The organism is Rhodococcus tukisamuensis NBRC 100609, assembly GCF_001894985.1.
GTDB lineage: Bacteria > Actinomycetota > Actinomycetes > Mycobacteriales > Mycobacteriaceae > Rhodococcus_G > Rhodococcus_G tukisamuensis.
This window is the reverse complement of the sequence record NZ_BCXG01000001.1, coordinates 279,129-292,099: the sequence shown is the minus strand read 5'-3', so window position 1 is coordinate 292,099 and position 12,971 is coordinate 279,129. Positions and strand designations below refer to the sequence as shown.

The 12,971-nt window shown below is 67.1% G+C and carries 16 protein-coding genes and 4 tRNA genes; 2 read left to right on the top strand and 18 right to left on the bottom strand.

Going from position 1 to position 12,971, the window contains the following annotated elements; translation table 11 throughout:
- Positions 1–5: 5 nt before the first annotated feature.
- The 14 genes from RT2_RS01375 to RT2_RS01310 form a co-directional block, all read right to left on the bottom strand.
- On the bottom strand, positions 6–1,049 hold the full coding sequence (locus RT2_RS01375) for an ABC transporter ATP-binding protein (protein WP_072842707.1): 1,044 nt from the start codon (positions 1,047–1,049) through the stop codon (positions 6–8).
- Positions 1,050–1,330: 281 nt separating this feature from the next.
- Entirely contained in the window at positions 1,331–1,720 is a 390-nt protein-coding gene (rplL, locus tag RT2_RS01370; protein WP_072842706.1) for a 50S ribosomal protein L7/L12, read from the bottom strand.
- Between the two features lie 78 nt (positions 1,721–1,798).
- On the bottom strand, positions 1,799–2,359 hold the full coding sequence (gene rplJ, locus RT2_RS01365) for a 50S ribosomal protein L10 (protein ID WP_072842705.1): 561 nt from the start codon (positions 2,357–2,359) through the stop codon (positions 1,799–1,801).
- Positions 2,360–2,878: 519 nt separating this feature from the next.
- On the bottom strand, positions 2,879–3,595 hold the full coding sequence (gene rplA, locus RT2_RS01360; RefSeq protein ID WP_072842704.1) for a 50S ribosomal protein L1: 717 nt from the start codon (positions 3,593–3,595) through the stop codon (positions 2,879–2,881).
- Positions 3,596–3,699: 104 nt separating this feature from the next.
- Positions 3,700–4,134, bottom strand: a complete 435-nt coding sequence (gene rplK, locus RT2_RS01355; protein ID WP_072842703.1) for a 50S ribosomal protein L11 — start codon at positions 4,132–4,134, stop codon at positions 3,700–3,702.
- A gap of 73 nt (positions 4,135–4,207) precedes the next feature.
- Positions 4,208–5,044 carry a transcription termination/antitermination protein NusG gene (gene nusG, locus RT2_RS01350; protein WP_072842702.1) on the bottom strand — a complete coding sequence of 279 codons (837 nt, stop codon included), beginning with the start codon at positions 5,042–5,044 and terminating at the stop codon, positions 4,208–4,210.
- Positions 5,045–5,085: 41 nt separating this feature from the next.
- The gene (secE, locus tag RT2_RS01345) at positions 5,086–5,505 is read right to left on the bottom strand and encodes a preprotein translocase subunit SecE (protein ID WP_072842701.1); all 420 of its coding nucleotides are present in this window, start codon (positions 5,503–5,505) and stop codon (positions 5,086–5,088) included.
- Positions 5,506–5,537: 32 nt separating this feature from the next.
- A tRNA-Trp gene (locus tag RT2_RS01340) sits at positions 5,538–5,610 on the bottom strand.
- Positions 5,611–5,807: 197 nt separating this feature from the next.
- The gene (gene hadB / locus RT2_RS01335; RefSeq protein WP_072842700.1) at positions 5,808–6,236 is read right to left on the bottom strand and encodes a (3R)-hydroxyacyl-ACP dehydratase subunit HadB; all 429 of its coding nucleotides are present in this window, start codon (positions 6,234–6,236) and stop codon (positions 5,808–5,810) included.
- On the bottom strand, positions 6,236–6,691 hold the full coding sequence (gene hadA / locus RT2_RS01330) for a (3R)-hydroxyacyl-ACP dehydratase subunit HadA (RefSeq protein ID WP_072842699.1): 456 nt from the start codon (positions 6,689–6,691) through the stop codon (positions 6,236–6,238). The genes hadB and hadA overlap by 1 nt, the downstream gene beginning before the upstream one ends.
- A gap of 159 nt (positions 6,692–6,850) precedes the next feature.
- Positions 6,851–7,015, bottom strand: a complete 165-nt coding sequence (gene rpmG, locus RT2_RS01325) for a 50S ribosomal protein L33 (protein ID WP_072842698.1) — start codon at positions 7,013–7,015, stop codon at positions 6,851–6,853.
- A 66-nt stretch (positions 7,016–7,081) separates the two neighbouring features.
- Positions 7,082–7,154 (bottom strand) — tRNA-Met (locus tag RT2_RS01320).
- Between the two features lie 41 nt (positions 7,155–7,195).
- Positions 7,196–7,268, bottom strand: a tRNA-Thr gene (locus tag RT2_RS01315).
- A gap of 147 nt (positions 7,269–7,415) precedes the next feature.
- Positions 7,416–7,498: transfer RNA gene (locus tag RT2_RS01310), tRNA-Tyr, on the bottom strand.
- Positions 7,499–7,666: 168 nt separating this feature from the next.
- Between RT2_RS01310 and RT2_RS01305 the strand changes: the two genes are divergently transcribed.
- Positions 7,667–8,158 (top strand): YajQ family cyclic di-GMP-binding protein, encoded by a 492-nt coding sequence (locus RT2_RS01305; RefSeq protein WP_072842697.1) that lies wholly within the window; start codon positions 7,667–7,669, stop codon positions 8,156–8,158.
- A gap of 84 nt (positions 8,159–8,242) precedes the next feature.
- Here the strand turns inward: RT2_RS01305 and htpX are convergent, their stop codons facing one another.
- Together htpX and RT2_RS01295 are read right to left on the bottom strand one after the other, a co-directional pair.
- Positions 8,243–9,115 (bottom strand): zinc metalloprotease HtpX, encoded by an 873-nt coding sequence (gene htpX / locus RT2_RS01300; protein ID WP_072842696.1) that lies wholly within the window; start codon positions 9,113–9,115, stop codon positions 8,243–8,245.
- Positions 9,116–9,214: 99 nt separating this feature from the next.
- Positions 9,215–10,246 (bottom strand): polyprenyl synthetase family protein, encoded by a 1,032-nt coding sequence (locus RT2_RS01295; RefSeq protein WP_072842695.1) that lies wholly within the window; start codon positions 10,244–10,246, stop codon positions 9,215–9,217.
- Between the two features lie 222 nt (positions 10,247–10,468).
- On the opposite strand from RT2_RS01295, the gene RT2_RS01290 reads away from it, so the two are divergent.
- Complete coding sequence (locus RT2_RS01290; RefSeq protein ID WP_072842837.1) at positions 10,469–11,695, top strand: geranylgeranyl reductase family protein; 1,227 nt, start codon at positions 10,469–10,471, stop codon at positions 11,693–11,695.
- A 54-nt stretch (positions 11,696–11,749) separates the two neighbouring features.
- Here RT2_RS01290 and RT2_RS01285 read toward each other — a convergent pair whose 3' ends face one another.
- Together RT2_RS01285 and RT2_RS01280 are read right to left on the bottom strand one after the other, a co-directional pair.
- Complete coding sequence (locus tag RT2_RS01285) at positions 11,750–12,121, bottom strand: Zn-ribbon domain-containing OB-fold protein (protein WP_139191232.1); 372 nt, start codon at positions 12,119–12,121, stop codon at positions 11,750–11,752.
- Entirely contained in the window at positions 12,118–12,954 is an 837-nt protein-coding gene (locus RT2_RS01280) for an alpha/beta fold hydrolase (RefSeq protein WP_072842836.1), read from the bottom strand. Before RT2_RS01280 ends, RT2_RS01285 begins: the two co-directional genes overlap by 4 nt.
- Between the last annotated feature and the right edge of the window lie 17 nt (positions 12,955–12,971).

Sequence of the window (12,971 nt, the reverse complement as noted above, 5' to 3'; positions counted from 1 at the left end):
GCGTGCTACCCGTTGTACCCGGCCGGCGACTGCGCACCGTAGCCGTCGTACGCGGGCATCACCACGGTCTGGTCCTCGTTCAGGCTCACCAGGATCTCCTGCTGCGCCTCGGGCGGCAGCGTGTGCAGGATCTCCCGCACCCGCGCCTGCCGACGGCCGACGGCCTGGCGAACAGGGAGCCCGGGGGTCGCCTGCATCTGGCGGACCACGCCACTGACGTCCTCGGTGCCGCCGTGGTGGTGGCCGGCGTCGACGAGGGCCTGCTCCTGGGCCATCTGCGCGTCGTCCTTCTCCTCCGACATGCCGATGGGGCCGATCTTGCTGCCGTTGAGGAACTGCTTGACCACCGGCTCCTCACTGGTCAGCAGCACCTCGCGGGGGCCGAACATCACCAGGTGCTTGCGGAAGAGCATGCCGAGGTTGTCGGGCACCGTCCGGGCCAGGTTGATGTTGTGCGTGACGATCAGAATCGTCGCGTCGATCTGCGCGTTGATGTCGATCAACAGCTGCGAGAGGTAGGTGGTGCGGACCGGGTCCAGGCCGGAGTCCGGCTCGTCGACCAGGATGATCTCCGGATCGAGGACCAACGCCCTCGCCAGGCCGGCGCGCTTGCGCATACCACCGGAGATCTCGCCGGGGAGCTTCGTCTCGGCGCCGATCAAGCCGTTGAGATCCAGCTTCTCCATGACGATCTTGCGGATCTCGGACTCGGACTTCCTCGTGTGCTCACGCAGCGGGAAGGCGACGTTGTCGAACAGGTTCATCGACCCGAACAGCGCGCCGTCCTGGAACAGGACGCCGAACATCTTCCGGATCTCGTAGAGCTCCTTCGAACTGCACTGGAGGATGTCCGTGCCGTCGATGACAATCGAGCCCTCTTCCGGTCGGAGCAGACCGATCAGCGACTTCAGGAAGACCGACTTACCGGTACCTGAGGGACCCAGCAGCGCGCTGACCTCACCGGCCGGCAACGTCAACGAGACGTCCTGCCAGATCTTCTGAGTTCCAAAGGACTTGGTAAGCCCCTCGACCGAGACCTCTACTCCCACCGCTAACCTCCACGCTTATTTCGGCACACCGGACCCATTGTGGGTTGGGTCACTGTATCGCATCGATGTGGCAACCAAGACTCGCGATACTACTCACGAGTAAGGTCACCCCACAAGACCGTCGTTTCGACAGACCCGCGGCGCCGGCCGGCGAAACAGCGCCATGTTGACGTCACGTCAACAGGCGGTACGTCAACTGAGACGACAAAAGAGGGCCGCTCCCCGACGAACGGGGAACGGCCCTCTTCAAAGCCTTGGAACCAAGGCGCTACAAAACCGTCTTACTTGACGGTGATGGTGGCGCCGGCAGCCTCGAGCTTCTCCTTGGCGGCCTCAGCGGCGTCCTTGGCAACCTTCTCCAGGATGGCCTTCGGCGCGCCCTCGACGAGGTCCTTGGCCTCCTTCAGACCCAGACCGGAGACGACCTCACGGACGACCTTGATGACCTGGATCTTCTTGTCGCCAGCCGACTCGAGGACGACGTCGAACTCGTCCTGCTCCTCAGCGGCGTCGGCGCCACCAGCGGCCGGGGCACCGGCAACGGCAACGGCGACCGGCGCAGCGGCGGTGACCTCGAAGGTCTCCTCGAACGCCTTCACGAACTCAGAGAGCTCGAGGAGGGTGAGCTCCTTGAACTGGTCCAGCAACTCTTCGGTGGTGAGCTTCGCCATGATGGCGGTCCTTCCTGTAAGTCCCATGTCGCTGATCCGCGACCGGGCGGGTTTGCAGCAGTGATGCGCGGGTGCGGATCAGCTTTCGGCAGCAGCCTCGGCGGGAGCTTCGACAGCTCCGCCTTCGGCCGCCTTCTTCTCCTGCAGCGCGGCGGCCAGACGGGCCATCTGCGATGCGGGGGCGTTGAACAGGCCAGCGGCCTTTGCCAAGTTGCCCTTCATTGCGCCGGCAAGCTTGGCCAGCAGGATCTCGCGGGACTCGAGGTCCGCGATCCTGTTGACCTCGTCCACGGACAGCGCAGCGCCGTCCATGTAGCCGCCCTTGATGACGAGCGCCTTGTTGTCCTTCGCGAAGGCCTTAATGGCCTTCGCAGCGTCGACCGGCTCGCCCTTGATGAATGCAATGGCGGTCGGTCCGACGAACAGGTCGTCAAGGCCCTCGACGCCCGCCTCAGCGGCGGCACGCTTGACCAGGGTGTTCTTGGCGACGGAGTAGGTAGCGCCTGCTCCGAGCGCACGACGCAGCTGCGTCAGACTGGTCACCGACAGACCACGGTATTCCGTGATCACGGCGGCAGTCGAACCCTTGAACTGCTCAGCGATCTCCGCGATCGCGGTGACCTTTTCGGGCTTTGCCATACTTCGCCTCCTCTCGTGACATCGTGTTGGTGCGCCTGCCGTGCAGGCGTGGCCACAACATGCAAAACGCCCCGGTGCAGGGCACACGGGGCGTACACGAGGAGATCCGCACCGGCTTGCGCCGGACACTCACTCCCCTGCCTCGTCCTCCTGCGTGGGTCGTCGGGCATGTCCCGAACCTTCAACCGATGCCGCGAGCGGCACCGATGACCAACGGTCTTGGGTAGAACTTCTTGGGGTGAACTCGAAATAGCTCTCGAACTCTTCGGGTCACGGTACCCGACGCCGCAACCGAACTCCAAAACGGCCGGGTGCCATCGGGCCCCGATGTGAGGCACCTCACGATCAGCGGCGACAAAGCGCCGGCGGCGCAAGGGCCGGGCCGGTGCCGGGCTGGGACGACGTGCCGGGCTGGGACGACACGCGCCGCTCCGACCGCCGGTAGTGGCCGACGGCCCAGACAACGCCAGAAGGGCCGGTGGGAAGAAACCCCACCGGCCCTTGGCGAAATGTCGAGACTTACTCGGCAGCATCCTCGAGGAGGTTGCGGGTCCGGTTCGGATCCACCGGGATGCCCGGTCCGGTGGTGGTCGAAACGGTGACCTTCTTGACGTACCGGCCCTTCGCGGAGGACGGCTTCGCACGCAGGATCTCGTCCAGTGCGGCGCCGTAGTTCTCCACCAGCTGGGCGTCGTCGAAGGACGCCTTGCCGATCACGAAGTGCAGGTTGGCCTGCTTGTCGACGCGGAAGTTGATCTTTCCGCCCTTGATCTCGTTGACAGCCTTGGTCACGTCGGCCGTGACGGTGCCCGTCTTCGGGTTCGGCATCAGGCCACGCGGTCCGAGGACGCGGGCGATGCGGCCGACCTTGGCCATCTGATCGGGGGTGGCGATCGCGGCGTCGAAGTCCAGCCAACCGCCCTGGATGCGCTCGATCAGGTCCTCGGCACCGACTGCGTCGGCACCGGCGGCCTCGGCCTCGGCGGCCTTCTCGCCGACGGCGAACACGATCACACGGGCGGTCTTACCGGTGCCGTGCGGGAGGTTGACGGTGCCACGGACCATCTGGTCCGCCTTGCGGGGATCGACGCCCAGGCGAACGGCGACCTCGACGGTCGCGTCCATCTTCGACGAAGAGGTCTCCTTCGCAAGCTTCGTAGCCTGCAGCGGGCTGTAAAGCTTGTTCGGGTCGACCTTCTCGGCGGCGGCGAGGTACGCCTTGCTGCGCTTTGCCATTTGTTCTGTCCTAACTTCTCACCACAGTGTGTGACCGACTGCAGTGGTGAATGGTTCAGTTGTGGTAGCGGGCCTGGCAGGCCCTCCCACGCGTGCTGGAGTTCTTAACCTTCGACCGTGATGCCCATGGAGCGGGCGGTGCCGGCGATGATCTTCGCGGCCTGGTCGAGGTCGTTCGCGTTGAGGTCTTCAGCCTTGGTCTTCGCGATCTCGCGCACCTGGTCCATGGTCACCGTGGCGACCTTGGTCTTGTGCGGCTCGCCGGAGCCCTTCTGCACACCAGCGGCCTTGAGCAGCAGCTTGGCGGCCGGAGGGGTCTTCAACTTGAAGTCGAAGGTCCGGTCCTCGTAGACGGAGATCTCCACGGGGATCACATTGCCGCGCTGCGACTCGGTCGCCGCGTTGTAGGCCTTGCAGAACTCCATGATGTTCACGCCGTGCTGACCAAGCGCGGGACCCACGGGCGGGGCAGGGTTAGCCTGACCGGCCTGGATCTGGAGCTTGATGAGCCCTGCGAGCTTCTTCTTCTTGGGGGGCATCTTCGTTCCTAATTTCTTGCTGGTTGTGTTTCTTGCTGCAGTGCAAGTGTGTGGGGCGCGACCTTCGAACCCGTCAGATCTTCGAGACCTGGGTGAAGGACAGCTCGACCGGGGTCTCGCGACCGAAGATCGAAACCAGGACCTTGAGCTTCTGCTGCTCCGCGTTGACCTCGCTGATGGAGGCGGGCAGCGTGGCGAACGGGCCGTCCATGACGGTGACCGACTCGCCGATCTCGAAGTCGACCTCGATGAGCGGCTTGGCAGCGGCACCGGAGGTGTCGCCGGCGGCGACGGCGGCCGCGGCGGGCTTCTTCGCGCCCTGCTGCGGCATCAGGAACTTGACGACCTCGTTGATGGTCAGCGGCGAGGGCCGCGAGGTGGCGCCGACGAACCCGGTGACACCGGGGGTGTTGCGCACCGCGCCCCAGGACTCGTCGTTCAGCTCCATGCGCACCAGGATGTAGCCCGGCAGGACCTTGCGGTTGACCTGCTTGCGCTGGCCGTTCTTGATCTCGGTGACCTCTTCGGTGGGAACCTCCACCTGGAAGATGTAGTCACCGACGTCGAGGTTCTGGACGCGGGTCTCGAGGTTGGCCTTGACCTTGTTCTCGTAGCCGGCGTAGGAGTGGATGACGTACCAGTCGCCCGGGGCGCGCCGGAGCGCGGCCTTCATCTCGGCAACGGGGTCGACGGGCTCCTCCTCGACCGCGGGGGCCTCGTCGGCTGCCGCGTCGTCGGACTCGGGAGCGCCCTCGTCGTCGGCGTTCTCGTCGACGACCACGTCGTCAGCGTTCTCGTCGACAACCAGGTCGTCGGCGACTGCGCTGTCAGCGGACTCCGCAGCGACCGCGTCATCGGCTACATGCTCTTGCGCTGCGGCCTCAATTGCGTCGTTCTCGGGGGTGCTCACTGGCGCACTCGCTTCCTCTCATTGCATTTCTGTGTCCGGGGTCAGCCGAACAGCCACCTGACGCCCCTGATGAACGCCAGGTCCAATCCGAAGACATACGCCACCATGAAGGAGACGAAGACCAGGACAATCGTGGTGTAGGTGATCATCTGCTTGCGGTTCGGCCAGATCACCTTGCGGAGCTCCGACATGACCTCGCGCAGGAACTTACGCAGGCGCTTGAAGAGATTCTCCTTGCGCGGTGCGTCAGCCTTCGACTTCTTCGCGGCGGGCTTGTGTGCGGCCGCGGAGCCGGTCGTCACGGCGACGGTGTCCGTTGCTGCGCCCGCGGCGCGGCTACGTCGTCCCGGACGCTTGCCAGTCGGCTTCGAGGTCTCCGGTGCGTGAGCGTTCGCGTCGACACTGGCTTCGCGGTCCGAGGACCCCGCCGCACTATCGGCCTTTCCGCGATCTTCGCTCACCCGTAGATCCTCTCAGTTGCTGGCATCCAGGGCAGGGGCGACAGGACTTGAACCTGCAACCTGCGGTTTTGGAGACCGCTGCTCTGCCAGTTGAGCTACGCCCCTTTGGTTGGCCGGCGCATTCGCATCGTCACGGCATTCGAGCCGTCACGATCCGAACCGGTCAACCACTCTGTGACCACACAACGCGCGCGCCACCCTCATCGGCCCGAACCGGCACCGTAGGGCAGCGCGCAGTGCTGAGTAATCCCAGAAATCTCAGTGTACTTCACGGTAGCCGAACAACCCAATCGGCTGGATACTCAGCCAAATCGCACGGTCGCAGTGGCCCGTCCGAAGATCTTCTTCTCGTCTACCTTAGCCACGATAGCAATGACGGCTGTCTGCGTGTCGTCATCTACCGAACGAACCTTACCCGTCAGGAGGATCTCCGCGCCAACGCCGTCGTTGGGCACGAAAACGGGGCTGGTGAAGCGCACGTTGTACTCGACGACGGCGCCGGGGTCGCCGACCCACTCGGTCACGTAGCCGGCCCCGATGCCCATGGTGAGCATGCCGTGCGCGACCGCGGTCGGCAGGCCGACCGCCTGTGCGACGGCGTCGTCCCAGTGGATCGGGTTCGGGTCACCGGACACGCCCGCGTACTGCACCAGGTCGGACCGGGTGAGCTTGACGGACTTCTCCGGCAACTCCTCGCCGGCCGCGATCTCGCCGAACGTGCGTACCGCCATCACTCGCCCTCCTCGACGTGCCGGCCCATCAGGGTCGTGTACGTGGTCTGCACCAGTTCACCGTTCTGGTCGGTGATGTCATTGCGGGTGACGATGATGTCGCTGCCGCCCATCGTGCGGAGCGAGTCGACGTACACGTCGCAGTACAGCCGGTCACCGACCTTGATCGGACGGTGGAACACCAGGCGCTGGTCGGTGTGCAGGATGCGGCTGAGGTCGAGCTCGACCTCCATCGCCTTGAAGAACTCCTCCTGAGCGAGGAACCCGAACACCGAGATGAAGGTCAGCGGCGCGACCAGTCCGTCGTAGCCGAGTTCGGCGGCCGCGGACTCGTCCCGGTACGCCGGGTCGTCGCTCTTGACTGCACGCGCGTACTCGCGGACCTTCTCGCGGCCGACCTCGTAGTAGTCGCTGAACCTGTGGTGCAGGCCAACGAGATCAGGAGTCAGTTTCACCGAATTAGCACCCTATCTGCACTGGACGCAGGAACGCGACGGTGACCGGCGACCCCCAACAGAATCGGATCGGGTCGCGGTGTCACCGTCGCGCCTGCGTCGACACCCCAAAAAAAATCGCGTGCCCCGCGATGAAATCTGCGGGGCACGCGATGAAGACTACTTGGATTCGCGATGCGCCTGATGCGTTCCGCAGTTGGGGCAGAACTTCTTGATCTCGAGGCGATCCGGATCGTTGCGCCGGTTCTTCTTCGTGATGTAGTTGCGGTGCTTGCATACGTCGCAGGCCAAGGTGATCTTGGGTCGAACGTCAGTCGAGGCCACGGTATGCCTTCTTTCGGGTGAATCTGATCGGGATCAATCAGGGTGTGTTGCCTTGTGTCATTTGTGTAGCGATGGCCGGACTTGAACCGGCGACACAACGATTATGAGTCGTTTGCTCTACCAACTGAGCTACACCGCCTCGGTGCATCGATGCCAGTCTAATAGGCACCCAATCCAGCGAGCCCCCTAACGGAATCGAACCGTTGACCTTTTCCTTACCATGGAAACGCTCTGCCGACTGAGCTAAGGGGGCGTGCTTCGCTGCACTTTGTCTGTGCGTTGAAGCCTCCAAGAGGTTACACAGTCTCGGCTCCGAGTACCAAATCGGCTGGTGAGGAGCCATTTTCAAACTGTCTAACCACCGAGCCCCGGCGAGCTTGCGCTCACCGGGACCCAGGTGTGGCAGGTGTAGGATTCGAACCTACGTAGGCATAAGCCGACGGATTTACAGTCCGCTCCCATTGGCCGCTCGGGCAACCTGCCTGGTGTCATCCAGGGTAGTACCTGCTGACCGTTGCCGGCCCGCTGGTCTTCCCTGACGCGTTGAGAAGAATACAACGACCGGGGAGGGTAAATGCAAACCGGGTGGATATCGTGGGTTCTCACGCCCCGGCGTCGGGTCCGGGGGTTGTTCGAGAACTAGGAGTTGTCGTGGCGGATTCGTCCTTCGATGTGGTGAGCAAGGTTGACCGGCAGGAAGTTGACAACGCGCTGCACCAGGCCGGAAAGGAGCTGTCGACGCGATTCGACTTCCGCAACACCGGTGCGAGCATCGACTGGTCCGGCGAGGAGGCCATCACCATCACCGCGGACACGGAGGAGCGACTGGTCGCGGCCCTCGACGTGTTCAAGGAGAAGCTGATCCGGCGGGACATCTCGCTCAAGGCGTTCGACGCCGGCGAGCCCGCGCAGTCCGGGAAGATCTACAAGCTGACCGGCACCCTCGTGCAGGGCATCAGCTCCGAGAACGCGAAGAAGATCTCGAAGAAGATCCGCGACGAGGGCCCCAAGGGCGTCAAGGCCCAGATCCAGGGCGAGGAGCTGCGCGTGAGCAGCAAGAAGCGTGACGACCTGCAGGCGATCATCTCCCTGCTCAAGGGTGAGGACTTCGGCATCGCGCTGCAGTTCGTCAACTACCGCTAGCCCGCCCGACGCGCCGGCACGGCGGTTGCAGACAGGTCCGCCCGGACCCCTCGGGGGTCCGGGCGGACCTGTCTGCGTCAGGCGTCAGTCGGGCAACCGCCGACCCGCCATCTCCTCGAGCCGGGCGATGCGCTCGGCCATCGGCGGGTGGGTCGCGAACATGCGGCTCATCTTGTCGCCGGCCCGGAACGGGTTCGCGATCATCATGTGCGACTGCGCCGCGATCTTCGGCTCGGGGGCCAGCGGGGCCGCCGCCACGCCACGCTCGAGCTTTCGCAGCGCGGAGGCCAGGGCGAGCGGGTCGCCACAGAGCTCGGCGCCGGACTGGTCGGCCTGGTACTCCCGCGAACGCGAGACCGCCATCTTGACGACCGACGCGGCGATCGGGCCGAGCAGCGAGACCAGCAGCAGCGCGAGCGGGTTCGGCCGGTTCTCGCCGCGCCCACCGAACATCGACGCGAACATCGCCATGTTGGCGAGGCCGGAGATCACCGCGGCCATCGCACCCGCCACCGACGAGATCAGGATGTCGCGGTTGTAGACATGTGAGAGCTCGTGCCCGAGCACCGCACGCAACTCCCGCTCGTCGAGGATCTGCAGGATGCCACTGGTGCAGCAGACCGCCGCATTGCGCGGGTTGCGGCCGGTGGCGAACGCGTTCGGCGCCGCGGTGGGGCTGATGTAGAGCCGGGGCATCGGCTGGTGCGCGGTGGTGGCCAGCTCCCGCACGATCTTGTAGATGACCGGTGCCTCGACCTCGGTGATCGGCTGCGCGTGCATGGCCTTGAGCGCCAGCTTGTCGCTGTTGAAGTACGCGTAGGCGTTCATGCCGACGGCCAGCAGCACCGAGAAGAGCAGGATCGTCGGGTTTCGGAACAACGCCCCGATGAACACGATCAGCGCCGACATGCCGATCAGCAGTCCGGCCGTCTTCAGCCCGTTCGAATACCGATGCACCGTCGCCTCTTCTCTCGTGGAACTCTCACGAAATCAACGAAGGAACCCCGGGACTCGTTCCCTGCGGAACGCGGACCCGTACCAAGGTGCAACCTACGGTCAGCCGACCCGCTCGACCGTGTAATCGACGAGGCGCTTGAGGGCCTCGTTCGCGGGTCCCTGCGGCAGTTCCGCCAGCTGGACCTGAGCCGCATCCGCGAACTCCCGCAGCTTGGCCTTGGCCGCGACCATGCCCGGCGACCGCTCCAGGAGGGCGAGCGCCTCGTCGACCGCGTCGTCGTCGGTGACCGGGCCGTCGAGCAGCACCCGCAGCCGGTCGGCGTCCGGGCCCTGCTCGCGCAGCGCGTACAGCACCGGCAGGGTGTGCACGCCCTCCCGCAGGTCGGTGCCCGGGGTCTTGCCGGACTGTGCGGCCACCGAGGAGATGTCGATGATGTCGTCGGCGATCTGGAAGGCCGTGCCGACCGCGTCGCCGAGCCGCTCGAGCCGCTCGACGTCCTCGGCGCTGGCCCCGGAGAAGGTGCCGCCGAAGCGGCCGCACGCGGCGATCAGCGACCCCGTCTTCTCCCACACCACCTTCAGGTAGTGCTCGACCGGGTCCTGGTGGTTGCGGACGCCGATGGTCTCGCGCATCTGCCCGGTGACCAGCTCGGCGAACGTCTCGGCGATGACGCGCACTGCCTCCGGTCCGAGCGTCGAGGTCAGCCGGGAGGCGTGCGCGAACAGGTAGTCCCCGGCCAGGATCGCGATGCTGTTTCCCCATTGGGCGTTGGCGCTCGGCGCCCCGCGGCGCATGGACGCCTCGTCCATCACGTCGTCGTGGTAGAGCGTCGCCAGGTGCACGAGCTCGACGACGGTGGCCGCGGTGACGGTCGCCGGGTCGGACGGGTTGGGCCCGAGCTGCGCCGTCAGCAGGGTGAACAACGGGCGGAACCGTTTGCCGCCCGCCTTCGCCAGGTGCAGCGCCGCCTCGGTGAGGAAGTCCTCGCCGTCGGACAGCTCCCCGACCAGCAGGGCCTCGACGTCGACGAGTCCCTGACGCACGGACTCTGCCAGGGCCTGGTCGCCCAGGTCGACGCCGGCAACGACGGTGTTTGTCGCTTCGCTCGTGCTCACGATCTCAGTACCCATCCTGTATCTCCGCGATGACCAGCAACCGATGCCTTTCCTGTCACGGTAGTGAACCTAGCCGGTGCCCGGCCCGCCGGGCCGATCGCCGCGGCCGTCCGGCCCCGTCGAGCCGCCCACCGGGGCCCGGCCGGGTGCCGACGCAGTGCCTGAGAAGATACGTCCGTGACGCCCCCCGTTGCCGACCAGAACCCGTCCGCCGAACCTTCGTCGGGCGGTGCCGACGTGCCCTCCGAGACCGAGGTACTGGTCGTCGGCGCAGGTCCGGCCGGGACTGCCGCCGCCGCGTGGGCCGCCCGCGCCGGTCACGACGTACTGCTCGTCGACGCGGCGGCCTTCCCCCGGGACAAGACCTGCGGCGACGGCCTCACTCCGCGCGCTGTCGCGGAGCTCACCCGGCTCGGTCTCGGCGACTGGCTCGCCGCACGCACCGTCAACCGCGGGCTGCGGCTGTCCGGGTTCGGGCAGGAGCTGCAGTTGCCATGGCCCGGCGGCTCGTTGCCCAGCACCGGCAGCGCCGTTCCGCGTACCGAACTCGACGACCGGATCCGCCGGGTCGCCGTCGACTCCGGAGCTGCGATGGTGCAAGGCGCCAAGGCCGTGGAGGTGACGCTCGACGGCGGCCGGGTCCGTGCGGTGACGTTGCAGACCGCGGGCGGCCCGGTCTCCGTCCGGTGCCGGCGCCTGATCGTCGCGGACGGCGTCCGGTCCACCCTCGGCAAGCGGCTCGGCAGGCAGTGGCACCGTGACACCGCCTTCGGTGTCGCGGCCCGCGCCTACGTCGACTCGGGCCGCAGCACCGACGAGTGGATCACCTCGCACCTGGAGCTGCGCGACGCCGAGGGCACCGTGCAGCCCGGTTACGGCTGGGTGTTCCCACTCGGCACCGGCGAGGTCAACCTGGGCGTCGGCACGCTGGCCACCGCCAAACGGCCCGCGCCGGGCGCGCTCCGGCCGCTGATCGAGCTGTACGCGCGGCAACGGCGCACCGACTGGGAACTCGACGGCCCGGTGCGGTCGGTGGCGTCCGCGCTGCTGCCGATGGGCGGCGCGGTCTCGGGTGTCGCGGGCGCCAACTGGATGATCATCGGCGACGCCGCGGCCTGCGTGAACCCGCTCAACGGCGAGGGCATCGACTACGGACTCGAGACCGGGCGGATGGCCGCCGAGGTGCTCGGCGAGGCGGACCTCACCGAACTCTGGCCGACCCTGCTCCGCGAGCACTACGGGCAGGCGTTCTCCGTGGCGCGGCGGCTCGCCGGACTGCTCACGGTGCCGAGGATGCTGCCCGCGTCGGGCCCGGTGGCGATGCGCTCACGGGCGCTGATGACCGTCGCGGTCCGGGTGATGGGCAACCTGGTGACCGAGGCCGACCGGGACCTGACCGCGCGGGCGTGGCGGGCGGCGGGCACTGCCTCGCTGCGCATCGACACCCGGCCGCCGTTCAGCTGACCCGGCCGTTCGGCTGTACCCAGCCGTTCGGTTGGACCCGCAGGCCCACGTGCGCTACACGCGACGAGTGACGAAGAGCGGGAACCGCTCCCCCGATTCGATGCACCGGAAGACCGCGCGACGGCCCGGACCCGGCGGCGTGGTCTCGCCGTCGAGCCAGGCGTAGATCCAGGGGCCCTCGTCGAGCGCGACGATCGCGAGGGCACACGGCACCAGCCCGGCGGCCTCGCCCGCCTGGGAGCAGTCCACGACCGTCCAGGACACGATCGTCCCGGCGCCGGACGAACGGACCCGTTCCAGGTCGTCGTCGCCGCAGCTCGTGCACGCCGACCGGTCCGGGGAGAGCAGTTCGTCGCAGGTGCGACAACGCAGGATCATCAGTGGCGCCGCCATCGCGCTTCGGTGCAGGACGCTCACGGCACTCACGCTGTCTCCGCCGCAGTGACACCGGTCGTCGCGAGCACTCCCGCCATCGCGTCCCCGAAACGCGCCGGGTCGTCGATCAGCCAGCCGTGATGGCCCGGCACCGTGACCACGACGGCGTGGTGCAGACGCGCGCGCAGCGACTCGAAACTGGCCCTCGGGATGACCGTGTCGCCGCGTCCCCACAGCAGCGTCACCGGCAGGCCCCGGGCCGCAAGTTCGTCGAGTTCGCTGGTCAGGTCGGCGGTGCGGGCCAGGTGCGCGGTTCGCCAGAACGCCCCGGGACTGCGCACCACGTTCCGCAGCGCGTCCACCGCGACCGCCGCGAGTCCCGCGGCGGAGGGCCGGACCGAGAGCGCGTCCCCGGTCGCCGCGGCGCCCCAGTACCAGAGCGGCCGGTCCGCGATCGGGCGTACCCCCGCCGGACCGTCGGACCAGGCCGCGCCGCCGACCGAGTTCACCAGGGTCAGGCCCTCGACCCGGCCGGGCAGGTCGTGAGCGGCCTGGGCTGCCACCCCGCCGCCGAAGGAGTGCCCGACCAGCGTCACCGGTCCGGCCACACCTACCGCGTCCAGGAACCGTCCCAGCCAGTGCGCGTAGCCGGGCAGGCTCCGCTGCTCCATCGGGAGTTCCGGGGTGCCGCCGAGGCCCGGCAGTGCCGGCGCGAGGACCCGGACGCCGCGGTCGGCCAGATGTTCGAGGGCTCGGACGTAGGTGCGGTGGGTCAGTCCCCAGCCGTGCAGGAAGACCACCGTGCGTCCCGAGCCGGCAGCCGCGTAGGAAACCGACTCCCCGTCGACGCGCGCCTCGTGCCAGCGGAGCTCGGCGGCAGCCACGACATCCTCGGCGTCAG